The organism is Cobetia sp. PDI-12MA (assembly GCF_059507695.1).
The window spans coordinates 2,823,510-2,846,278 of record NZ_CM183351.1 but is presented as its reverse complement, the minus strand read 5'-3'; the positions used below and the strand labels follow the sequence as shown (position 1 = coordinate 2,846,278).

Below are 22,769 nucleotides of genomic sequence, written 5' to 3'. Positions count from 1 at the left end.
ACTTTGGTCGCCCATTACGACGTAACATTCTGATATTGCTTCTGATTGTCAGGAAGTCACGTTGAGTAAACACGATAAGGCTACCCTGATGACCCCCAGCGAGTGCTCACCATTCGAGATAAAGAGTCACCCGCGCAGGACATGGAGAGTCAGCCGGCCGGTAAAGGGCAGCCGGCATGATGCAGGAAGCGAGGCAATAAGAGGGAGAGAGTCAGGGAAGAGGCTTCAGAGGGAGCGCCGGGGCAATGGCAGGGCGCGATGAATGACGTGAGGAGTGGCGCAGCGCGGCGCTGACGAGATGCCCTTTTGGCACCGATGGCGCGATGCTGTCGGCTCTCGGGTACGCACGGTATGATGGGGCTACCCCGAATCACACTTTCCGCCTCCCCCGAGGGCAACATGAGCCGTATTCTTTCTCCTTGCGTAGGTGTCTGCTCCACTACGGTCGGCGATAGCGTCTGCCGCGGCTGCCAGCGTCATGATCATGAGATCCTTGCCTGGTTCGGTTATGACAGTGACCAGCGTGCCCAACGCATGCTGGAACTGGACGAGCTGCGCAGCCAGGTCGCTGCCCGTTGGCTGCGTGTCGCCGATGACACCAGGCTGGCCGAGCAGCTGACACGCCATCGTATCCGTTTTCGTGCCGATCAATCGGCGCTGTCACGCGCCGTTGAGCTGCTGCGCGTCGGGCGCACCCGCATCAAGGTCCTGTCGGCGTATGGCATCGCGCCACTGGCCCATGTGCGAGAACTTGAGCCCGAACAGCTTTTTGCCCGAATAAACGATGAAATCATGGTGGAAGCGGCAAAGCGTGCCGATAATGATATGAACTCCGTCGTTGAGGTGTCTCCTGTCAGTCAGCAGCAGACGCAAGCGAACGAGGCAAAAGACTGACGTGATGATGAATTCAATGACCGACGTGACCGAGCGCAATGTTATTGCGCCTGAGCAGAGCAAGCAGCATGATGATGTTCATGCTGGGCAGCATGGCGAGAGTGAGGCTGGGGCGCTCGTGATCGCAGCGTCGCATGGGCCAAGCGATGAAGATACCGATGCCTTGCTGCCGGCGTCGCTGCTGGCCTTTCTGCCCTGCAGGACGCCCCTGAGCTGGGTTGAGGCGGCGCTTGAGAACCCGGAGCTGTTGCTGATCGACCATGCGCAGTGCGAGAAGAAAGCCGCCTCTACCGCCATGAGCCTGATGTACCGTTACGTGAACCGGCCACTGCTGTTGACCAAGATGTCACAGCTGGCGCGCGAGGAGCTGCTGCACTTCGAGCAGGTGGTCGGGCTGATGGAGAAGCGGGGCATCGTCTATCGGCATATCAAGGCCTCGCGCTATGCCGAAGGCCTGCGTCAGCAGGTCAGGGACGAAGACCCGCAACGCTTGGTGGACATCCTGCTGATCGGCGCCCTGATAGAGGCAAGGTCGTGTGAGCGCTTCGCGCGCCTGATCCCGTATCTGGAACCAGAGCTTGCAAAGTTCTATCGCACTTTGGTTAAGTCAGAAGGACGTCACTATGAGGATTACCTCATGTTGGCAGAGCAATATACCAATGAACCACTGGAGCCCCGTCTCGCGGTGCTGCGTGAAGTGGAACGAGAGCTGATCGAAACCCCCGACGCTGTCTTCCGCTTCCACAGTGGTCAGCCGAGCGCATGACGGGCAGCGCGCGCCTCGGCCAGGATGGGGCGGGACGCGATGGGGCAAGGCACGAGAGGCCAAAGCAAGGATAAAGGACAGGGGATCACCGGCGCCGTGGCAGGGCTGGCGTTTCGTTCGCGACTTTGAAATGGATGACACATGACGCAGGAAACATCTGGTCAAGCTCAACTGGCACTGCTGGGACATTTCCAGCTGACGTTGGGTGATGACACGCTGACTCAGTTCAGCTACGACAAGGTCAAGGCGCTACTTCTGCATCTGCTGCTGCATGATCAGGCCGTCTCCCGTGCCGGGTTGGCGGAGTTGCTCTGGCCGGATCAGGGGCTGTCCTCCGGACGGACCAACCTTCGCCACGCCTTGCACTGTCTGCGTCAGAGTCTTGGCGAGGAGGCCGACAACCTGTTGACGGTGTCGCGCCAGACCATCGCGCTCTCGCTGCCGGAGCACTGGGAGCTTGATCTCGACGAGCTCAACGGCCTGCTGCTGGCGCCGCCCTCCGTCGCAACCCTGGGGGAGATTCTCACCCTGTATCGTGGCGACCTGGTCGAGGAGCTTTCCTTGACCCAGTGCCCTGACTTCCAGCGTTGGATGATCAAGGTGCGTGGCGAGTGGCGTCAGCGCGTCATCCAGTTCGCCGAGCGGGTGCTGGCCACGGACGAGCCGCTGCCCGATGACGTACTGCGCACGCTGGTCAGCCGTTTCTCCGGTTATGGCCCCTTCCATGAGCGTCTCGTGCGTCAGCTGGCCGAAGGCGGCCAGTCGGCCGCGGCCCATGAGCAGTTCAATGCCTTCCTGCAGCAGCTGGCGCTCTCCGGTCAGCAGCCGGACCCCGGCTTCCTGCAGCTGGCGCGCTACTGGTCCGATGGCAAGAGCGAGACCATGAGCGCCATGACGCCGCAGGGCGCCATCTCACGGACCCTGTCGCTGGACAGTGCGCCGCTGCGTGAAGAGGAAATCGATCACCGTCAGCTGTCGGTCATGGCCATTCGCCTGAGCGTCAAGGACAGCCATCGTGACCGCGTCTGGGCGCGTGCCTGCCTGACGCTGCAGATCGAGCTGTTGCGCTGGCTGGAGCAGCAGTGCCACCACCTGGGCGGCTTCTGGCTGCCGGGTGCCACGGGGGGCGTGGGTCTGGCATGTTTCGGTACCCACGGCCCGGCGCATCAGCTCGCCGAGCTGGTCGCGCTCTATGAGCACTGCAGCAAGGCGATCCCCGATGAGATCGCCAAGCTGTGGGACGGCGAAGGCAAACCGCCGGTCTTCTCGCTGTCGGCGGGCCTGCACTCCGGCCAGGTGATCTACCTGCCGGAGCGTCAGCTGGCCGATCCGCTGGGTCAGGTCACGCAATATTCCCTCGAGTTGATGACCGCCGCCGAAGGCAGCGAGCTGGTGATTTCCCAGGAAGCCAGTCAGCACATGCCGCCGGCACTGGACCTGCAGCCCCGCTTGACCTCGCGCCTGTTGGCCGCTGACGGTCGCGTGCGTCTGCGTGCGCTGGTGCTGGGCAGCAGCGTCGCCACCCGCGAATCCTCGCTGCCGACCTTGATCGGGCGTGAGGGCGAGCTGCGTCGTCTGCGCGATGCGCTGGCCCGCGCCAGCATCGGCCTGCGTCAGAGCGTGCTGGTCAGTGGCAACACCGGCATGGGCAAGTCGGCCCTGATGGTCAATTTCCGTCAGCTGGAGCAGAGCCAGGATGTCGGGCTGTGCTGGATGCCGACCACGCGCCTCTCGCAGCTGGAACCCTACAGTGTCGTATCGGCGCTGATTCGCTGGCGTCTGGACGGCAATATCGATCGCGAAAGCGTCGAGCAGCTGTTCGAGTCCTCCGAGGCGCTGCAGGGCATCAGCGAGGAAGTGCGTCGCTCCTTCCATGCGGTGCTCGGCACGGCGGAAGATACTGCGGAAGACGAAGTGCTGATCCAGTCCAGCGAGACGGTCGAGCGCGTCGTGCGCGTGCTGCATCTGGTGATCGAGAAGTCAGCCAGCCTGCGCCCGCTGGTGATGATGATCGATGACCTGCAGTGGCTCGACGAGCCGTCGCTCAAGGTGCTGGCTGGCCTGCAGGCACGTCTGCCGATCAATATCGGCTTCATGCTGGCCGCGAGCCACAACGGTCGCGACAGCCTGGCAGTCAAGCTCAACTGGGATCAGCATATCGCACTGGGTCGTCTCGACCCGATGCAGGTCTCGCGCCTGCTGTCGCACCTGTCACGTCGTTATCGCCTGCACCTGAGTCCGCGCATGCGCAGCCAGCTCATCGAGCGCTGCGATGGCGTGCCGCTCTACCTGCAGGAAATCTGCCGTCGTCTCGACATGGACCGCCGTGAAGGGCGTCCGGTGCAGCTGGACGAGTTGCCCAAGGGCCTGATCGGCCTGCTCTCCAGCCGTATCGATCAACTGGAAGAAGGGCGTGATGTCGCCCACGCCGCCGCGGTATTGGGGCGTGTCTTCAAGCTGAGCTTCGTGCGCCAGAGCTGTGAGTTCGAGGAGGGCCGCCTCAAGCGTGCCATCGAGAACATGCAGCGTCTGGAGATCATCGAAGCCTGCAGTAGCGACAGTGAATTCGACTACCAGTTTACCCATCAGCTGATCCAGGAAGCGGCCTATCTGTCCTGCCCGCGGGACGTGCGGCGCCGGATTCACCATCAGGTGGTCGCGCTGATCGAGGACAAGTATCCCGCCTGGGTCAGTCGTCACCCCGGCTACTTCGCCGTTCACCTGCGCAAGTCGCAGAACTTCAGCCGTGCCGCGCGTTACTTTGAGCTCTCGGCGCGTGAGGCGCTCAAGATCAGCGCCAACCGCACCGCGCTCAAGATGGCGGACAACGGCCTGGCCTGCCTCAAGCATGTCGATGGTCAGGAAGAACGCGAGGTCAGCCTGCTGACGGTACGTGGCCAATCCGGCTTCGCGCTGGAAGGCCATGGCTCACGCATCGCCCACGAGAGCTTCGTGCAGGCGCGCAACCTGCTCAGCAGTCCTGCGCTGGTAGAGGACGACGAGCCGGACCTCGAACAGGCCTTCATCGTCAAGTGGGGCCTGTGGGTCGGCTGCAGCGAGCGTCATGCCCACGCCGATGCCTTCGCGCTGGCCTCAGGCCTCAGCGAGCTGGCGGAAGAGCTTTCCGATGATCGCTATCGCCGTCTGGCCGATTATGCACGTGCCCACTGCGAGTTCTGGGCCGGTCGCGTGCGTGTGGCGGGCGAGCACCTGGATGAGATCGATCCGGTCAACCATCCGATGGTCCTCGAATGGCTGCCGTTCAGCGATCACCCGCAGGTGGCGGCGTCCTGTCTGCAGAGCTGGACATCGTGCCTGCGCTGCGACTATGTGAAGGCCGAGCAGCAGGCCGAAGCGGCGATTCGCATGGCCGAGCAGATCGGTCAGCCCGGTTCGCTGGCGATGGCGCTGATGTTCTCCACCTCCCTGTATCGTCAGCTGGGCCACACCCATCTGGCGACCCAGCGTGCCGAGCGGGCCCTGGAAGTGACGCGTTCAGCGGACCTTCACCTTTGGCACATGGCCGCGCATGGTGTGCTGGGCTGGGCGCGGGCGATGAATGGCGACCGTGATGGCCTGTCCATGCTGCAGTCGAGCATGAACGAGTTCGCCGAGCTGACCGGGCGCGAGCGTCATCAGCGTCCCAATCTGTGGTACATGGACGCCGTGATGGCGCTGGGCGAGTACGCTGCCGCTGAGGAATACATGGAGAAGGTGCTGCTGGTCGCCCAGGAGCGCAATTCCTTCTACCTGTCAGAAGTCAGCTATCTGGTCGCGAGCCTGCGCAGTGCTCAGGGACTGCCGTTGGAGAAGGTGCGCTCCCTGATCGAGCAGGGGCTGTCCTACTCCATCGAACAGGAAAACACCCACCATGAAGCCATGGGGCTTGCCACCTGGCTGCGTCTGGTCGATGCCCATGATGCCGAGCGGTGTCAGCGTCTGAAGGTGTTGCTGGAAGAGCTGCCGAGCGCCGATGCCCCTGCGGTGCTGGGGTGGCATCAGCTGGTGGAGGTTGCCGAGGGACGTGCGCGCCGCAAGGCGTCGTCGCCGGCCTGAGCGAAGCGTCTGGCGCCGTGAGAGCGTGAGAAAAAGCCCCGTTGCCGTGATCGGCAGCGGGGCTTTTTGGTGTGTGCGGAGCGCTCAGTGGTGTTGTCACATGCGTTGGGTGCTCAGCGGCGATCAGTCGTGAGTGATCGCATCGACCAGCGGCAGCGCAAATTCGCGCAGCTCTGGCCCCTGGCCACGAGCGATGATGTCGAAGGCCTGGGTCGGACGCCAGTCGCCGAGCACGATCCGGCGCGCCGGCTCGCCATCGATCTCGAGTTCATGCACCGCCGGACGATGCGTATGGCCATGGATCAGCGTGCGCACGTCGTGCTCACGCATCTCGCGCACCACTTCCTCGGGCGTGACGTCCATGATCGCCTCGTCCTTCTCGCTGTTGGTCTCGCCGGACTGCATGCGCAGTGACTGGGCCAGCGCCAGGCGCTGCTCAAGCGGCATGGCCAGAATCTGTGCCTGCCACTGAGGGTCGCGGGTCATGGCGCGGAACTTCATGTAGGCTTCGTCGCGGGTGCACATGCTGTCGCCATGCATCAGCAGCACACGCTCGCCGTCCAGCTCGATCACGCTCGGGTCGGGCAGCAGTGTCACGCCGGCCTCGGCCGCGAAGGTCTCGCCGACCAGGAAGTCGCGATTGCCGTGCATGAAGAAGATCGCGGTGCCGCGCTCGGCGATGCGCTTGAGCGCAGCGCTCATGCTGTCGGTGAAGTCGTTGCGATAGTCATCGCCGACCCAGACCTCGAAGATGTCACCCAGCAGGAACAGACGCTCGACGGCAGGCTGGCAGGATGCCAGGCGTGCCAGATAGTCGAGAAAGCCCTGGGCGATCTCGGGTGTGTCGGGTTGCAGGTGCAGGTCGGAGATGAAGAGGGTGGTGGCAGTCGTGTTCATGGTCGGGGTCCGCGAAGGTGGGCGGTCAGCAGGGCATCGCAAGGGCGCACTGCCGTTGGGGTTCATAACGCAAACCGCCCAGCCTGACACTCGCGATCACGAGGCAAGGCCGGGCGGCAGGCACGCCTTGCGGCGTGATCAGGCGAAATCGCTTATTCGGTGATTTCGGCGCTGGTGATGATCACGTCTTCTGCCGGCACGTCGGCGTGGCCGTCGCGACGGGTAGTCTTGACCGCTTCGATCTTCTCGACCACGTCCATGCCTTCGACGACCTTGCCGAACACGCAGTAACCCCAGCCCTGGCTGGTCTTGCTGGTGAAGTTCAGGAAGTCGTTGTCATTGACGTTGATGAAGAACTGGGCGCTGGCTGAGTGCGGGTCCATGGTGCGAGCCATGGCCACGGTGCCGCGGTCGTTCTTGAGGCCGTTGTCGGCTTCGTTCTCGATCACGCCATTGGTCGGCTTCTGGTTGAAGTCGGTGTCAAAGCCACCGCCCTGAACCATGAAACCCGGAATGACGCGGTGGAAAAGGACATTGGTGTAGTGGCCTTCACGCACGTACTGCTCGAAGTTGGCCGCGGTCTTCGGGGCCTTCTCGTGGTTGAGTTCGAGGGTGATATCGCCGTAGTTGGTGTGAAGAACGATCATTCGGGCTTCCCGGTCATCTGTCTTGCTCAAGTGTCAGGCAGGCGCGGCTTCATGGCATCGCCTGCGGGCGTCGCGCTATAATAGCGGCTTTGCATCCAGACACGAAAGCCTGAGCGGGCGGCAGGCGCGTGGATGCAGCCCCGATCATCCGTCTTGTTGTCCTTGCGCACGTTCGTTCAACCACATGACGACCCGCAATACGACGCCCAGGAACCACACAGAGGTGCAGCGAAACTTCATGAGTACCGAGACCCAGAGCGCCCCGAACTTCGTGCTTAACCAGATCCGCGAAGAACTCGAGGCCGGCCGTGCCGATAAGGTTGTCACGCGTTTCCCGCCGGAGCCCAACGGCTTCCTGCATATCGGGCACGCCAAGTCGATCTGTCTGAACTTCGGTCTGGCGCAGCAGCTCGGTGGCGATTGTCACCTGCGCTTCGATGACACCAACCCGGCCAAGGAAGAGCAGGCCTATATCGACGCCATCAAGGAAGACGTCGAATGGTTGGGCTTCGAGTGGGCCGGCAAGGTGCGCTTCGCTTCCGATTACTTCGACCAGCTCTATGCCTGGGCCCAGCACCTGGTGCGTGAAGGCAAGGCCTATGTCGATGACCTGTCGCCGGACGAGATTCGTGAGTATCGTGGCACGCTGAAGGAGCCGGGTCGCCCGAGCCCTTACCGTGAGCGTAGCCCCGAGGAAAACCTCGACCTGCTCGAGCGCATGAAGAAGGGTGAATTCGGCGAGAGCGAGAAGGTGCTGCGTGCCCGTATCGACATGGCGGCGCCCAACATCAATCTGCGCGACCCGATCCTCTACCGCATCCGTCATGCCAGCCATCACCAGACCGGCGACAAGTGGAAGATCTATCCGTCCTATGATTTCACCCACGGTCAGTCCGATGCACTGGAAGGCGTGACGCATTCCATCTGTACGCTGGAATTCGAGGACCATCGTCCGCTGTATGAGTGGTTCCTGGCTAACCTGCCGGTGCCGAGCACGCCGCGTCAGATCGAGTTCGCGCGTCTGAATCTGGATTACACCGTCACTTCCAAGCGCAAGCTGAAGTTGCTGGTGGACGAAGGCGTCGTCGATGGCTGGGATGATCCGCGCATGCCGACCATCTCGGGCATGCGTCGTCGTGGCTACACGGCCGCTTCCATCCGCAAGTTCTGCGACATGATCGGCGTGAGCCGTGCGGATGGTGGCATGGTCGAGATCGGCATGCTGCACCACGCCATTCGCTCGGACCTAGAAGACAACGCGCTGCGTGCCATGTGCGTGCTCAATCCGCTCAAGGTGGTGCTGACCAACCTGCCGAAAGGCCATGAGGAAGTCTTCGAGGTGCCCGGCCATCCAGCACGTGACGACATGGGCACGCGCCAGATTCCGCTGACCCGTGAGCTGTGGATCGACGCCGATGACTTCATGGAAGATGCGCCGAAGAAGTTCTTCCGTCTCGCGCCCGAGAAGGAAGTGCGTCTGCGCAACGGTTACGTCATCCGCTGTGATGAAGTGATCAAGGATGAAGCCGGCGAGATCGTCGAGCTGCGTTGCAGTGTCGACCTCGATACCCTCGGCAAGAACCCGGAAGGCCGCAAGGTCAAGGGTGTCATCCACTGGGTCAGCGCCGAGCACGCGGTACCGGTCGAGGTGCGTCAGTACGAGAACCTGTTCCTGGAAGCCGAGCCGGACCGTGACAAGGATGTCGACTTCCTTGAGCATCTCAATCCGAACTCGCTGAGCATCGTCAAGGGCTTCGGTGAGCCGAGCCTGCGCAATGCCGTGCCGGAAACGCGTTACCAGTTCGAGCGTATCGGCTACTTCGTCGCCGACCGCCATGACTGCGTCGATGGCGCGCTGGTCTTCAACCGTACCGTCAGCCTGAAGGACGGTTGGGCCAAGGCCCAGAAGAAGGGTTGATGGCAGCCAGGCCTCCTGCGGGAGGTCTGCTGGCATGACTTTTGACCCGCTTCACGGCCCGCAGGCGGATCCTGTACCTTCGATGACGAAGTTGCATGATCGGCCTGCGGGTCGCTCCATTTCGCAAGGCTGACAGAGCGCTGTCAGCAAAGTAGCCAAGGGCGATGACTGAATGATTTCACTCGAAGATGCCGCGAGCACACTGTCCATCTACAGTACCCTGAGCCGGACCAAGGCACCCTTCGTGCCATTGGAAGGCAACAAGGTGCGCATGTACGTCTGTGGCGTGACGGTCTATGACCTCTGTCACATCGGCCATGCGCGTGTGATGGTGGCCTTCGACATCATCACGCGTTACCTGCGTGCGCGTGGCTATGACGTCACCTATGTGCGCAACATTACCGATATCGACGACAAGATCCTCAAGCGAGCCGATGAGAATGGCGAAGCCTTCGAGGCGCTGACCGAGCGCATGATCCAGGCGATGCACGAAGACGAGGGGCGTCTGGGTATCCTGCGGCCTGATCGCGAGCCACGGGCGACCGCGCACATCGGCGATATCATCGCGATGACCGAGACGCTGATCGACAAGGGCTTTGCCTACGCGGCCAGCAACGGGGACGTCTACTATCGTGTGCGTCGTTTCGAGGGCTATGGCAAGCTCAATAACCGTCAGCTCGATGATATGCAGTCCGGCGCGCGCGTGGAAGTGGAAGAGGCCAAGGAAGACCCGCTTGACTTCGTGCTGTGGAAGGCCGCCAAGCCGGGCGAGGCCAGCTGGCCATCCCCCTGGGGCGCGGGCCGTCCGGGCTGGCATATCGAGTGCTCCGCGATGTCGACCTGCTGCCTGGGCAACACCTTCGATATCCACGGCGGCGGTCCGGACCTGACCTTCCCGCATCACGAGAACGAGATCGCCCAGTCCGAAGCCGCCACTGGTCAGCAGTATGCCAACGTGTGGATGCACGCCGGTGCAGTGCGTGTCGGGCAGGACAAGATGTCCAAGTCGCTGGGCAATTTCTTCACGATTCGTGATGTGCTGGAGCAGCACAACCCGGAAGTGGTGCGTTACCTGCTGGTGGCCAGTCATTACCGCAGCGCGATCAGCTACGAGACCAACTCGCTGGATGAGGCGCGTCGTTCGCTGGAGCGTTTCTACAATGCGCTGGAGAACGTCACGCCCGAACAGGGTGAGGTGTCAGGTGACTGGCGGGCACGCTTCGTGGCTGCCATGGATGACGACTTCAATACGGCCGGTGCGCTGTCGGTGCTGTTCGAGCTGGCCCGCGAGCTCAACCGTGCCAAGAAGGAGGCGCCGCATCAGGCGCCGGCGCTGGCCTTCGAGCTGACGTCGCTGGGCGGCCTGCTGGGGCTGTTCGGGCAGGACCCGGCGGTCTTCCTCAAGGGTGACACAGCCGCATTGGCGTTGTCGGAAGACGAGATCCAGGCGCAGATCGAGGCGCGTGCTGCTGCCAAGAAGGCCAAGGACTTCGCGGGTGCTGACCGTATTCGTGACGAGCTGGCCGCTCAGGGCATCATCCTCAAGGATTCCCGCGAGGGGACGACCTGGGTGCTGGAAGGCTGACACGGTTGGCATGACACATTGTCACCGCGAAAAAAACCGCCGTCCCGAGAGGGGCGGCGGTTTTTTCATGGCCGGTCGGGCGGGGTCGCTCTCAGGCAGCGGCTGATCAGCTGGCGAGGCGCTTGACCATGGCCTCGACCATGCGCGAGGACTGACGTGCGGCGACGTGCAGGAATTCCTCGAAGGACTGGCTGTTGTTGTCCTTGCCGGCGATGTCAGACAGCGCGCGGATGACCACGAACGGCATCTCATAGACGAAGCAGGTCTGGGCGATGGCGGCGGCTTCCATCTCGGCGGCCAGCATGTCCGGGAAGCGTGAGCGAGTCAGCGCGACCAGTTCCGGGTCTGCCATGAAGATGTCTCCGGTGCAGATCAGGCCTTCACGTGCCTTGATCTCGCCCTGGGCTTCGACGCACTCGCGCGCGATCTTCACCAGTGCCGGGTCTGACGGGTAGGCGGCCGGCATCTGCGGCACCTGGCCGTATTCGTAGCCGAACACCACGGCATCGACGTCGTGGTGACGCACTTCGCTGGAGATGACCACATCGCCGATCTCCAGATCAGAGGCGAAGCCCCCGGCGGAACCGGTGTTGATGATGGCGTCCGGCTGGTAGCGCTCGATCAACTGGCAGGCGCCCACGGCGGCATTGACCTTGCCGATCCCGGACTGCAGCAGCACGACCTTGAGGCCATGCAGCTGACCGACGTGGAAGGTGGAGCCGGCATGACGAGTCGTGGTGCTGTCTTCCAGCAGTTCGGCGAGGATGGCGACTTCCTCGGCCATGGCGCCGATGATGCCAAGTGTCTTGAGGGACATGGTGAAATCCTGAAGCAGGGCCTGCGGGGCATCCTGTCACGCGATGCCCCGTGGCCAGGGGAGGTGTCAGCGAGAGGGCTTGTACTTACTTGCCGGCCAGCTGGGCATCGTGCAGCTCGGCGGCGAACAGGGTGTTCTCCAGCAGAGAGGCAACGGTCATCGGGCCGACGCCGCCCGGTACTGGCGTGATCCAGCCTGCACGTTCCGCTGCCGGGGCGAACTCCACGTCACCGACCAGTGAGCCGTTGTCGAGGCGGTTGATACCCACATCGATGACGATGGCGCCTTCCTTGATCCATTCACCCTTGACCAGGCCCGGCTTGCCGACGCCGACCACGACGAGGTCGGCCTGGCGGACCTTGCTTTCCAGGTCCTTGGTGAAGCGGTGACAGACGGTGGTGGTGCAGCCGGCCAGCATCAGCTCCAGTGACATCGGGCGACCGACGATGTTGGAAGCTCCCACGATGGTGGCGTCCATGCCGCGCACCTGCAGACCGCTCTCGGACAGCAGCGTCATGATGCCCTTGGGCGTGCAGGGGCGCATCACCGGCAGGCGCTGCGCCAGACGGCCGAGGTTGTAGGGGTGGAAGCCGTCCACGTCCTTGTCGGTGCGGATGCGCTCGAGAATCGGGCGTGAATCGAGATGCGCCGGCAGCGGCAGCTGTACCAGGATGCCGTCGATGCTGGTGTCGTCATTCAGCTGGTCGACCAGGGCTTCCAGCTCCTGCTGAGTGGTGTCAGCGGACAGCCGGTGCTGGGTGGAGAGGATGCCAGCCTTCTCGCAGGCGCGGTGCTTGTTGCGGACATAGACCTCGGACGCCGCGTCTTCGCCGACCAGCACGACGGCAAGCCCCGGAATACGTTCACCGGCATCACGACGCGCATCGACCTGACGGCCTACCTGTTGGCGTACGCGTTCGGCAATGGCCTTGCCATCTATCAGTTGTGCTGACATCAGCGATCATTCCTTCTCGTGGGCGATAAATGCAGGAGGGACAACGATGGCCAATTTTCGCATGCCTCGCCCTCCAGTCAACGCCGAATGACGACCTTGGTCGAAAGCTGTCATGGGCGTCAGGTCTTCCGCAGTCGCCCACAGGCCAGGTGACGGCGTCAGGAGGCAGGCGAGAGTGGGGGCATGCCATGCGATTGTCGCCTTGACGCTCCATCTTCAGGGGTGCAAGTAAAGGCCAAGATAAAGGTAGAGGCATAGGTAGAAGCAAGGAAAGGAGAAGGGTGGGGTGGAAGGGGAGGTTGTAGGGCGGAGAAGTAGAAGGCGTGAGGACGATAGTCAGTCCACCGGCGGCACTCAGCCGTCGCAAGTCATCACTGCGTCAGTGGCAGAAGCGATGACAGGTAAGGCGTCCTGTATCAGCAAGCAGAGAAGTTGGGGGAGTTTCATGGATGAAAGCTCGCGACATGACATTGGCATGACAGCGCGAGGGGCAAACGATTCTTTTGGAAAGAATTCACGTAAGGGCTTGACCGCAGACGAAAGTTCGGTAGAATACGCCTCGCATCGACGGGGTTCGACGGTCGGTTGAAGACGGTTTCGGGATATAGCGCAGTCTGGTAGCGCGCCTGCTTTGGGAGCAGGATGTCGGGGGTTCGAATCCCTCTATCCCGACCACTTGAATGCAATGTATTGCAAGGCTTCGGCCTTTTGAAACAGTATTCAGGGCTTTGTCCGGAGGTTGACTCGCAGCATTAGTTTCTGCGCCTATAGCTCAACCGGATAGAGCAACGGCCTTCTAAGCCGTAGGTTGCAGGTTCGAGTCCTGCTGGGCGTGCCATCGAGATGACGTTTGTCATCGAAGTGGATGTCGGAATGCTCTTCATTGAGCCTGATGACTGCGACCAGACGATGTGAAGATGTTCATGCAGTGGTGGGTGTAGCTCAGTGGTAGAGCCCCGGATTGTGACTCCGGTGGTCGTGGGTTCGAACCCCATCATCCACCCCATTGCATGTCAGCTTGAGCAGTATCAACGAGATGGAGACGGCAGGCTTTCTGTCCAACCTCCAGAAGTGGTGGGTGTAGCTCAGTGGTAGAGCCCCGGATTGTGACTCCGGTGGTCGTGGGTTCGAACCCCATCATCCACCCCACGTCTCGATGAATATCAGGATGCTGCCTGGCCCACTTGGGCGGGCGGCATGCCGCAAAAGGGGGAGAAGGCCAATGGCTTTCTCCTCCTTTTTTTTGGTTTTTTCGCACTGCTCCATGCATGACGATTCCGAGTCGCCGGGCGCTCCAGGCGCCTGTCTGGCGGGTAGGTGGAGCAGAAAATGGCCGGGGTCCTTGAATAACTTGGACCAAGGCACCATATGAAGGGGTCATATCCGCGCTTGCCAGCGCGTGGCGGGGTTTCTACAATCTTCGCCTTTATGATTCGAACGCCACCAGTGGGTAGAGGAACTTTCATGCAAGCTTCTGTCGCAACGACTTCTCCGATCGAGCGCACGGTCACCATCACGGTGCCGGCTTCTGAAGTCGACCAGGCCGTCAACGCCCGTCTTCTGGAAACCGCCAAGACCGTTCGTCTGAACGGCTTCCGCAAGGGCCACGTGCCGATGGCAGTGGTGAAACAGCGTTACGGCAAGGACGTGCGCAACGAGATCGTTGGCGAGATTATGCGCCAGCATTACGTGACCGCCGTCACCGAAAACGAACTGAACCCGGCTGGCTGGCCGAAGATCGATGCGACCGTCGATGAAGCCGGCAAGGATCTGGAGTTCGTCGCGACTCTGGAAATCTACCCGGAAATCGAACTGAAGCCGATCGAAGGCGCTGAAATCGAGCGTCCGCAGGCCGAAGTGACCGACGCCGACGTCGAAGAGATGATTGAGACCCTGCGCAAGCAGAACGCTTCCTGGACCGACGTCGAGCGCGCTGCCGCTGACGGCGACCAGGTCAAGATCGATTTTGAAGGCTTCCTCGGTGAAGAGGCCTTTGAAGGCGGCAAGGCAGAAGGTCACGAGCTGGTGCTGGGCTCCAACAGCTTCATCCCGGGCTTTGAAGAGCAGCTGGTCGGCGCTGCTGCCGGCGACGACAAGGAAATCAAGGTTTCCTTCCCGGCTGACTACCAGGCCGAGCACCTCGCCGGTCAGGAAGCGACCTTCAAGGTCAAGGTCCACGCCGTCAAGGCTCAGGAACTGCCGGAAGTGAACGAAGAGTTCATCGCCCAGTTTGGCCTCGAAGCTGCCGATGTCGAAAGCTTCAAGGTGGAAGTAAAGAAGAACATGCAGCGTGAGCTGAAGAACGCGATCGGGAATCGCGTCAAGCAGCAGGTGCTGGCCGAACTGACCAAGGCCAACGACATCTTCGTGCCGCAGGCCCTGGCCGACCAGGAAATCGACGGTCTGAAGCGTCAGGCTGCACAGCAGTTCGGTCTGGGCGAAGACTTCGACGTCTCCCAGCTGCCGGGCGAGCTGTTCCAGGACCAGGCGGTACAGCGCGTCAAGACTGGCCTGCTGCTCAGCGAAGTCGTCAGCAGCAACGAGATGGACGTCAGCGACGAAGAGCTGAATGCTCGCGTTGAAGAAATGGCTCAGCAGTACCAGGACCCGGCTCAGGTCACCGAGTACTATGGTTCCAACGAACAGGCTCGCAACCAGCTCAAGTCCGTGCTGCTTGAAGAGAAGGCCGTTGACAAGCTGCTGGCACAGGCTCAGGTTAAGGACGTTGCCATGTCCTACCAGGAAGCCCTGCAGGCTGCACAGCAGCAGGAAGAAGCAGAAGAAGAGGCTACTGAAGCCGAAGGCGAGCAAGCCTGAAGCTTGGTTGACCCCTAGTGCTTGCTAGACCAGGACCCGGCTACGGCCGGGTCTCTGGTCAGTGGGCGGGGTAAAGTGGCATGCTCAATGGATATCAATGTCATCGGATGAAGGAAGCCCCCATGAACGACTTCGACATCAAGAATGCTGGCGGTCTGGTTCCGATGGTTGTCGAGCAGAATGCTCGCGGCGAACGGGCCTATGACATCTATTCCCGCCTGCTGAAGGAACGGGTGATCTTCCTTGTGGGTCCGGTTGAGGATTACATGGCCAATCTGGTCGTGGCTCAGCTGTTGTTCCTCGAGTCTGAAAACCCGGACAAGGACATCCATCTGTACATCAACTCGCCGGGTGGCTCCGTGACTGCAGGGATGGCGATCTACGACACCATGCAGTTCATCAAGCCCGACGTGTCCACCGTGTGCATCGGCCAGGCAGCCAGCATGGGTGCCTTGCTGCTGGCAGGCGGTGCCGCCGGCAAGCGCTACGCGCTGCCGAACTCCCGCGTCATGATCCACCAGCCGCTGGGCGGCTATCAGGGTCAGGCCACGGATATCGAGATTCACACCAAGGAAATCCTGACCATCCGTGAGAAGCTCAATCGCATTCTCGCGCATCACACTGGCCAGGACTTCGACACCATTGCCAATGATACCGACCGTGATAACTTCATGGCGGCCAATCAGGCAGTGGAGTACGGCCTGATCGATGCCGTGCTGGAACGCCGTCCCGACGTGGAATGATCCCGCGTAAACGGCTGACCTGACGTCGGCAAACATGCATTTCCGGCGGCTCCCCGGGGAGTCGCCGCCATTGAGAGGTACGCGAATGGCTGACGGCAAAGGCAAGGACGAGAACGGCAAACTGCTGTACTGCTCCTTCTGTGGCAAGAACCAGAATGAAGTGCGCAAGCTGATCGCGGGACCTTCCGTCTACATCTGCGACGAATGTGTCGATCTGTGCAATGACATCATTCGCGAAGAGGTCCTCGAAGCCGACGCCGAAGGTGATGATGATCGCCTGCCGGCGCCGCGTGAGATTCGTTCCACTCTCGACGATTACGTGATCGGCCAGGACCGCGCCAAGCGTGTGCTGTCCGTGGCGGTGTACAACCACTACAAGCGTCTGCGCGCCGGTCAGAAGGCCGCGGATGAAGTGGAGCTGGGCAAGTCCAACATTCTGCTCATCGGCCCGACCGGTAGCGGCAAGACGTTGCTGGCCGAGACGCTGGCGCGCCTGTTGAACGTCCCGTTCACCATCGCGGATGCGACCACCTTGACCGAAGCGGGTTATGTCGGTGAGGACGTCGAGAACATCATCCAGAAGCTGCTGCAGAAATGCGATTACGATGTCGAGAAGGCCGAGCGCGGCATTGTCTACATCGATGAGATCGACAAGATCTCGCGCAAGTCCGACAACCCCTCCATCACGCGTGATGTCTCGGGTGAAGGCGTGCAGCAGGCGCTGCTCAAGCTGATCGAGGGCACCACTGCCTCGGTGCCGCCGCAGGGCGGTCGCAAGCACCCTCAGCAGGAATTCCTGCAGGTGAATACCGGCAACATCCTGTTCATCGTCGGCGGTGCTTTCGCTGGCCTGGACAAGGTGATCCGCGAACGCGCCGAGAAGGGTGGCATCGGCTTCAATGCCGAGGTCAAGAGCAAGCAGGACGAGAAGACCGTGGGCCGCGTGCTGGCAGACGTCGAGCCGGGTGATCTGGTCAAGTTCGGTCTCATCCCCGAGTTCGTTGGCCGCCTGCCGGTCATCGCGACACTGACCGAGCTGGACGAAGATGCCCTGGTGCAGATTCTGACCGAGCCGAAGAACTCGCTGGTCAAGCAGTACTCGCGCCTGTTCGAGATGGAAGATGTCGAGCTGGACCTGCGTGAGGATGCGCTGCGTGCCGTGGCTCGCAAGGCCATCGAGCGTCGTACCGGCGCACGTGGTCTGCGCTCGATCCTCGAGTCCGTGCTGCTCGACACCATGTATGACATCCCGTCCGAGGAGAGTGTCAGCAAGGTGGTGGTGGATGAGTCGGTGATTGCCGGCGACAGCAAGCCGCTGCTGATCTACTCCAAGAACGAAGAGAGTCAGGGCAAGGTGGCCGGCAAGGACGGCTGAAACGTCCGGGCCTGAGTCGCACCAACGGGGGGCCGCAAGGCCCCCCGTTGCGTTTGCGCTCGCAAGCCATTCTTACTGTGATGCATTCGCGGGTCACGCACGGCTTCATTCAGCGTTGAGTTACCGCCAGGCGTGTCGGGATCATTGCAAAATCATGGCCTTGCCCCCATGGTCTCAGTATCAAAGTGCCGTGTGAGGCGGCCCACCCACAGAATACCGAGGAACGTCTGCCATGGAGCAGAACGAAGATCAGACCCTGACACTTCCGCTGCTGCCGCTGCGGGATGTGGTGGTCTATCCCCAGATGGTGATTCCGCTGTTCGTCGGCCGGGAAAAGTCGATCCAGGCCCTCGAAGTGGCCATGGAAGGCGACAAGAAGATCCTGCTTGCGGCGCAGCGTGAAGCCAGCCAGGACGACCCGACGGCGGAAGACCTGTTCGCCATCGGCACCGTTGCCGACATCATGCAGCTGCTCAAACTCCCCGATGGCACTGTCAAGGTGCTGATCGAGGGCAGCTCGCGCGCCGATATCCAGGCGATTCGCCTGCACGACGACGGCCACAGCATCGCCGACGTCGCGCTGCGTGACAGCCAGCCGCTGTCCGAGCGAGAGCAGGAAACCCTGGTGCGCGTGCTGCTCAACCAGTTCGAGCAGTATGTGAAGCTTTCCAAGAAGGTGCCCAACGAAGTGCTGGGCAGCCTGCAGGGCATTGAAGACCCGAGCCGTCTGGTGGATACCATCAGCGCGCATCTGTCGCTGGGCATCAATGACAAGCAGGCGCTGCTCGAGATGGACAAGGTGCGTGACCGCATCGAGCACCTGATGACGCTGATCGAAGCGGAGATCGACCTGTTGCAGGTCGAGAAGCGCATTCGTACCCGCGTCAAGGAGCAGATGGAGAAGTCGCAGCGCGAGTACTACCTCAACGAGCAGATGAAGGCCATCCAGAAGGAAATGGGTGAGCTGGATGACGTGCCCAACGAGGTCGAGCAGTACGAGCGTCGCATCAAGGACGCCGGCATGCCGAAGGAGGCAGAGGAGAAGGCGACCCAAGAGCTCAACAAGCTCAAGATGATGGGGCCGACTTCCGCCGAGGCGACCGTGGTGCGCACCTACCTGGACTGGCTGTGCGACGTGCCGTGGAAGAAGCGCACGCGTGTGCGTCATGACATCGACCACGCCGCCAAGGTGCTGGACGAGGACCACTACGGTCTGGATGAGGTCAAGGAACGCATCCTCGAGTATCTCGCCGTGCAGAAGCGCGTCAAGAAGCTCAAGGGGCCGGTGCTGTGTCTGGTCGGCCCGCCGGGTGTCGGCAAGACTTCGCTGGGCAAGTCCATCGCACGTGCCACCAACCGCCACTATACCCGTATGGCGCTGGGCGGCGTGCGCGATGAGTCCGAGATCCGCGGTCACCGCCGCACCTATATCGGGGCACTGCCGGGCAAGATCATCCAGCGCATGGCCAAGACGGGCGTGAAGAATCCGCTGGTGCTGCTCGACGAGATCGACAAGCTGGGCATGGACCACCGCGGTGATCCTGCCTCGGCGTTGCTTGAGGTGCTGGATCCGGAGCAGAATGACAAGTTCGCCGATCACTATCTCGAGCTTGATTACGATCTGTCCGAGACCCTGTTCATCTGTACGTCCAACTCGATGAACATTCCCGGCCCGCTGCGCGATCGCATGGAAATCATCCGTCTGCCGGGTTACACCGAAGACGAGAAGCTGGCCATCGCGATGCGCTACCTGGCGCCCAAGCAGCTCAAGGCCAATGGCCTGAAGCCGGGCGAGCTGACCTTCAGCGAAGCCTCCGTGCTCGAGCTGATCCGTTACTACACGCGTGAAGCCGGTGTGCGTGAGCTTGAGCGCCAGCTCGCCAAGGTCTGCCGCAAGATCGTGCGCGAGCGTGTGGTCGCCGAGGCAAAGGAGGGCGCACTGTCTTCCATGCACCTTGAGGCCGAGCAGGTCGAGCACTACGCTGGTGTCCGCAAGTACAGCTTCGGCCTCGCCGATGCCGAGGACCAGATCGGCCGTGTCACTGGCCTGGCCTGGACCTCCGTCGGCGGTGAGCTGCTCACCATCGAGTCTGTCGTCACGCCGGGCAAGGGGCGTGTCAGCAAGACCGGGTCACTGGGCGACGTCATGAAGGAGTCGGTGAGTGCGGCCCACACCGTGGTGCGTGCGCGTGCCGAGGCCTTCGGTATCGAGGCTGAGCGCTTCGAGAAGGAAGACCTGCACATTCACGTGCCGGAAGGCGCCACGCCCAAGGACGGCCCCAGTGCGGGCGCTGCCATGGTCACCGCGATGGTATCCGCTTACTGTGGACGCCCCGTGCGCTGTGAGGTGGCAATGACCGGTGAGGTCAACCTGCGTGGCGAAGTCATGCCGATCGGTGGCCTCAAGGAGAAATTGCTGGCGGCGCGACGCGGTGGTATAAAGCTTGTGCTGATTCCCGAGGAAAATCGCCGTGACCTCAAGGAGGTTCCGGACACCATCAAGGATGCACTCGATATTCGGCCGGTGCGCTGGATCGACGAAGTGCTTGAGGTGGCTCTAGCAGAAAAGTCTACTGCTGAGAAGGACGATTCTCGTTCAGACGATGCCGGTGGTCGTCAGACAATGATCAGTACACATTGACGGGATTTTTTTGGCCATGCCGCTGTCGAAACGGCGGCGTGGTGCGGTTTTGCGCGTGAGGTTGCTTGACAGTCGTTTGAGGGCGTTGCTATAAACTCCGCTTCGTCGCGATCGCGTTTAGCACCCGTAATTTTCGCGCTGATTTCTGGTAATTTTTGCAAATTCAAGGGGTGAAGAGTGAATAAATCCGAGCTGATCGAAGCCATTGCTGCATCTGCCGATATTCCGAAAGCAGCAGCTAGCCGTGCACTCGATGCGATGGTCGACACCGTCACTGATAGCCTGAAGAAGGGTGAGACCGTGGCATTGGTCGGGTTCGGCACCTTTATCGTCAAGGAGCGTGCTGCACGTACTGGCCGTAACCCGCAGACTGGCGCTCCGATCGAGATCAGTGCTGCCAAGGTGCCGAGCTTCAAGGCTGGCAAGGCACTGAAAGACGCCGTCAACTGAGGTCTGCCTGCTTCGCAGGCACCCGGTGGCGCGGTACCGGTTCGGGAGTGGTCTGATGACTGCCGAACCGGCACCAGAACATCGAAGCGCATCGCCTGGCGATGCGCTTTTTTTGTGGCTGAAACCGGCCATGTCGGAAGGGCGCAAGCGTTTGATGACCCTGGCGAGTCAGTCAGTCGTGCAAAGTCACCTGCATCTGTCTGCGGCATGCGTATAATCATCAGTCACTGAGTCGCGGCCCTTGTGGCCATTCCAATCCCTGTAGTTCGAGGCCTGCATGCTGCAACGAATTCGAGACCGGTCGCATGGCTGGGTGGCCAAGACGATCGTTGGTTTCATTGTCGTCACCTTTGCCTTCTTTGGTGTTGAGTCGATCATTGGCGCCTTCACTGCCAGCAGTGACGACGTGGCCACGGTCAATGGCGACACCATCAGCCGTCAGGCGGTGGAAACCGAAGTCCAGCGTGCCATCCGTTCTGGCCAGGTAGCGCCGGAACAGGAGCGCGAAGCGCGCAATCAGATCATCAACCAGATGATCGATTCCCGCCTGCTGGATCAATACGCCGAGGAAGGCGGCCTGCACATGTCCGATGCGCAGCTCGATCAACTGATCGTGAGCATTCCGGACTTCCAGGATGACAAGGGGCGCTTCGACGCCGACCTGTTCCGCAATCGTCTGGCCAGCGCCGGCTACTCTCCCACCTCCTTCCGCCAGCAGCTGAGCAGCGACACCCTGCGCCAGCAGTTGACCGACGGCTTTGCCGCCAGTGCCTTCGTGCTGCCGGGCGAAGAAGAGAAGCTCAGCCAGCTGCAGCGCCAGACGCGCACCTTCCGCTATGCCACGCTGAGCAGCGCGGACCTCGATGCGCCGGTGACGGTCAGCGAAGACGAGCTCAAGGCCTGGTATGACAGCCACCAGGACAACTACCGTCGCCCGGCACAGGTCAAGTTGGCCTACGTGTTGCTGGACCAGAACGAGCTGGCCAGCGGTGGCGATATCAGCGAAGACACGCTGAAGGCTGAATATGAGGCCAAGCGTGCCGACGCGCCGCGGGAGATCGCGCACATCATGGTCGAGAAGGGTGACGATGATGCGGCGGCACGTGCCAAGCTCGAGGGCGCACGTGACGCACTCGCCAACGGCGAAGACTTCGCCAAGGTGGCGGCCGAGGTCTCCGAAGACAGCTCCACGGCCGAGGACGGCGGTGAGCTTGGCGTGATCACCCGCGGTATCTTCGGCGAAGACTTCGATGATGCGGCCTTCGCGCTGGATGAAGGCCAGGTGTCGGGTATCGTCGATACCGGCGACACCCTGCACCTGATCAAGGTGACCGGTCTGGACATCGCGCCCTTCGAGGACATGCGCGACGAGCTGCTGACGCAAGCCCGTCGGGCCGCTTCCCGTGATACCTTCAACGAGAAGGCGCAGCAGCTGAAGGATGAGAGTTTCGCGGCGGATGATCTGGCCAGCGTCGCCGAGGATCTGGACCTGCCGCTTGAGAAGACCGACTGGGTCGCGCAGGAAAACGATGATGAACTGCTGTCCGAGCCGGGTGTGATGGCGGCAGCCTTCGGTGACGAAGTGCTGAAAGAGGGCTACAACAGTGATGTCATCGAACTGGATGACAGCCGTCGTCTGGTGCTGCGCGTTCTCGAGCAGCGTGAGGCCACAACGCTGGCATTGGATGAGGTCAAGCAGCAGGTTCAGCGCGAAGCCAAGGCCGACAAGACTGCCAAGGCACTCGAGGCACTGGCCGAGAAGCGTCTGGAGACGCTGCGCCAGGGTGGATCACTCGAGGGGATCGACTGGCAGCAGGCTGATGACGTCAGCCGTCAGGCCAGCACCCAGCTGCCGCAGAGTCTGGTCAAGCAGGCCTTCACGCTGGCGCACCCGCAGGATGGCCAGCCGGTCTACGGCAAGGCGTCGCTGAGTGGTGGCATCGCGCTGATCGCTCTGACCGAGATCGGCGAGGCTGAGCCGGGCGAGATGGATCGGTTCCTCTCGCGTCTGGCGACGCGTCTGCGTGCTCAGGCCGCTGTCACGGGCCTGCAGGAATCTCTGCGCGAGCGTGCCGAGATCGAGCGCAACTGATCGAGCGCAAATGAGCCAGGCAACTGGCGTGGGCAGCGTTGCCTGCCAATGAGACCGTCACCCCTTGGGGGGGGCGGTCTTTTTTGGTTCAAGCCATTGGGTTCAAGCCTCGCAGA

General features: G+C 61.7%; 15 protein-coding genes and 4 tRNA genes. 15 read left to right on the top strand and 4 right to left on the bottom strand.

Annotated features, from left to right (window positions below; translation table 11 throughout):
- Positions 1–399 precede the first annotated feature (399 nt).
- The 3 genes from AC5WNI_RS12150 to AC5WNI_RS12140 all read left to right on the top strand — a co-directional run bounded on the left by AC5WNI_RS12150 (position 400) and on the right by AC5WNI_RS12140 (position 5,716).
- The gene (locus AC5WNI_RS12150) at positions 400–894 is read left to right on the top strand and encodes a DUF1289 domain-containing protein (protein WP_495928515.1); all 495 of its coding nucleotides are present in this window, start codon (positions 400–402) and stop codon (positions 892–894) included.
- A gap of 4 nt (positions 895–898) precedes the next feature.
- A complete protein-coding gene (locus tag AC5WNI_RS12145; protein WP_495928514.1) occupies positions 899–1,660 on the top strand; it encodes a MiaE family protein in 762 nt (253 codons plus the stop codon).
- Between the two features lie 141 nt (positions 1,661–1,801).
- Positions 1,802–5,716, top strand: a complete 3,915-nt coding sequence (locus AC5WNI_RS12140) for an ATP-binding protein (RefSeq protein WP_495928513.1) — start codon at positions 1,802–1,804, stop codon at positions 5,714–5,716.
- 123 nt (positions 5,717–5,839) lie between these two features.
- On the opposite strand, the gene AC5WNI_RS12135 is transcribed toward AC5WNI_RS12140, so the two are convergent.
- The gene (locus AC5WNI_RS12135) at positions 5,840–6,613 is read right to left on the bottom strand and encodes a UDP-2,3-diacylglucosamine diphosphatase (RefSeq protein ID WP_175088610.1); all 774 of its coding nucleotides are present in this window, start codon (positions 6,611–6,613) and stop codon (positions 5,840–5,842) included.
- Between the two features lie 152 nt (positions 6,614–6,765).
- Positions 6,766–7,260 (bottom strand): peptidylprolyl isomerase, encoded by a 495-nt coding sequence (locus AC5WNI_RS12130; protein WP_175088611.1) that lies wholly within the window; start codon positions 7,258–7,260, stop codon positions 6,766–6,768.
- A gap of 238 nt (positions 7,261–7,498) precedes the next feature.
- On the opposite strand from AC5WNI_RS12130, the gene AC5WNI_RS12125 reads away from it, so the two are divergent.
- Positions 7,499–9,178 (top strand): glutamine--tRNA ligase/YqeY domain fusion protein, encoded by a 1,680-nt coding sequence (locus AC5WNI_RS12125; protein ID WP_487886378.1) that lies wholly within the window; start codon positions 7,499–7,501, stop codon positions 9,176–9,178.
- 202 nt (positions 9,179–9,380) lie between these two features.
- Positions 9,381–10,763 (top strand): cysteine--tRNA ligase, encoded by a 1,383-nt coding sequence (gene cysS, locus AC5WNI_RS12120; protein WP_487886380.1) that lies wholly within the window; start codon positions 9,381–9,383, stop codon positions 10,761–10,763.
- 106 nt (positions 10,764–10,869) lie between these two features.
- Here the strand turns inward: cysS and mtnN are convergent, their stop codons facing one another.
- Together mtnN and folD are read right to left on the bottom strand one after the other, a co-directional pair.
- A complete protein-coding gene (gene mtnN / locus AC5WNI_RS12115; RefSeq protein WP_176677555.1) occupies positions 10,870–11,580 on the bottom strand; it encodes a 5'-methylthioadenosine/S-adenosylhomocysteine nucleosidase in 711 nt (236 codons plus the stop codon).
- Positions 11,581–11,665: 85 nt separating this feature from the next.
- Positions 11,666–12,535, bottom strand: a complete 870-nt coding sequence (folD, locus tag AC5WNI_RS12110; RefSeq protein ID WP_175088614.1) for a bifunctional methylenetetrahydrofolate dehydrogenase/methenyltetrahydrofolate cyclohydrolase FolD — start codon at positions 12,533–12,535, stop codon at positions 11,666–11,668.
- Positions 12,536–13,133: 598 nt separating this feature from the next.
- On the opposite strand from folD, the gene AC5WNI_RS12105 reads away from it, so the two are divergent.
- The 10 genes from AC5WNI_RS12105 to AC5WNI_RS12060 all read left to right on the top strand — a co-directional run bounded on the left by AC5WNI_RS12105 (position 13,134) and on the right by AC5WNI_RS12060 (position 22,653).
- Positions 13,134–13,210, top strand: a tRNA-Pro gene (locus tag AC5WNI_RS12105).
- Between the two features lie 86 nt (positions 13,211–13,296).
- Positions 13,297–13,373 (top strand) — tRNA-Arg (locus AC5WNI_RS12100).
- 93 nt (positions 13,374–13,466) lie between these two features.
- Positions 13,467–13,541, top strand: a tRNA-His gene (locus tag AC5WNI_RS12095).
- Positions 13,542–13,609: 68 nt separating this feature from the next.
- Positions 13,610–13,684, top strand: a tRNA-His gene (locus AC5WNI_RS12090).
- A 315-nt stretch (positions 13,685–13,999) separates the two neighbouring features.
- Positions 14,000–15,352 (top strand): trigger factor, encoded by a 1,353-nt coding sequence (gene tig / locus AC5WNI_RS12085; RefSeq protein ID WP_487886379.1) that lies wholly within the window; start codon positions 14,000–14,002, stop codon positions 15,350–15,352.
- 122 nt (positions 15,353–15,474) lie between these two features.
- Positions 15,475–16,095, top strand: coding sequence for an ATP-dependent Clp endopeptidase proteolytic subunit ClpP (gene clpP, locus AC5WNI_RS12080; RefSeq protein ID WP_043331300.1), 621 nt, complete (start codon positions 15,475–15,477; stop codon positions 16,093–16,095).
- Between the two features lie 85 nt (positions 16,096–16,180).
- Entirely contained in the window at positions 16,181–17,470 is a 1,290-nt protein-coding gene (gene clpX, locus AC5WNI_RS12075) for an ATP-dependent Clp protease ATP-binding subunit ClpX (RefSeq protein WP_043331299.1), read from the top strand.
- A 232-nt stretch (positions 17,471–17,702) separates the two neighbouring features.
- Positions 17,703–20,111, top strand: a complete 2,409-nt coding sequence (lon, locus tag AC5WNI_RS12070) for an endopeptidase La (RefSeq protein ID WP_487885935.1) — start codon at positions 17,703–17,705, stop codon at positions 20,109–20,111.
- 177 nt (positions 20,112–20,288) lie between these two features.
- Positions 20,289–20,561 carry an HU family DNA-binding protein gene (locus AC5WNI_RS12065; RefSeq protein WP_043331296.1) on the top strand — a complete coding sequence of 91 codons (273 nt, stop codon included), beginning with the start codon at positions 20,289–20,291 and terminating at the stop codon, positions 20,559–20,561.
- A gap of 277 nt (positions 20,562–20,838) precedes the next feature.
- Positions 20,839–22,653: a SurA N-terminal domain-containing protein gene (locus AC5WNI_RS12060; RefSeq protein WP_487885934.1), complete on the top strand. Its 1,815-nt coding sequence runs from the start codon at positions 20,839–20,841 to the stop codon at positions 22,651–22,653.
- The last annotated feature ends 116 nt before the right edge of the window (positions 22,654–22,769 follow it).

Excerpts from the sequence above, each read along its gene's own strand:
- clpP (WP_043331300.1), top strand. The coding sequence starts at position 15,475 with ATGAACGACTTCGACATCAAGAATGCTGGCGGTCTGGTTCCGATGGTT.
- AC5WNI_RS12130 (WP_175088611.1), bottom strand. The coding sequence starts at position 7,260 with ATGATCGTTCTTCACACCAACTACGGCGATATCACCCTCGAACTCAAC.
- tig (WP_487886379.1), top strand. The coding sequence starts at position 14,000 with ATGCAAGCTTCTGTCGCAACGACTTCTCCGATCGAGCGCACGGTCACC.
- AC5WNI_RS12125 (WP_487886378.1), top strand. The coding sequence starts at position 7,499 with ATGAGTACCGAGACCCAGAGCGCCCCGAACTTCGTGCTTAACCAGATC.
- AC5WNI_RS12060 (WP_487885934.1), top strand. The coding sequence starts at position 20,839 with ATGCTGCAACGAATTCGAGACCGGTCGCATGGCTGGGTGGCCAAGACG.
- mtnN (WP_176677555.1), bottom strand. The coding sequence starts at position 11,580 with ATGTCCCTCAAGACACTTGGCATCATCGGCGCCATGGCCGAGGAAGTC.
- folD (WP_175088614.1), bottom strand. The coding sequence starts at position 12,535 with ATGTCAGCACAACTGATAGATGGCAAGGCCATTGCCGAACGCGTACGC.
- clpX (WP_043331299.1), top strand. The coding sequence starts at position 16,181 with ATGGCTGACGGCAAAGGCAAGGACGAGAACGGCAAACTGCTGTACTGC.
- AC5WNI_RS12140 (WP_495928513.1), top strand. The coding sequence starts at position 1,802 with ATGACGCAGGAAACATCTGGTCAAGCTCAACTGGCACTGCTGGGACAT.
- AC5WNI_RS12150 (WP_495928515.1), top strand. The coding sequence starts at position 400 with ATGAGCCGTATTCTTTCTCCTTGCGTAGGTGTCTGCTCCACTACGGTC.
- AC5WNI_RS12135 (WP_175088610.1), bottom strand. The coding sequence starts at position 6,613 with ATGAACACGACTGCCACCACCCTCTTCATCTCCGACCTGCACCTGCAA.
- lon (WP_487885935.1), top strand. The coding sequence starts at position 17,703 with ATGGAGCAGAACGAAGATCAGACCCTGACACTTCCGCTGCTGCCGCTG.
- AC5WNI_RS12145 (WP_495928514.1), top strand. The coding sequence starts at position 899 with ATGATGAATTCAATGACCGACGTGACCGAGCGCAATGTTATTGCGCCT.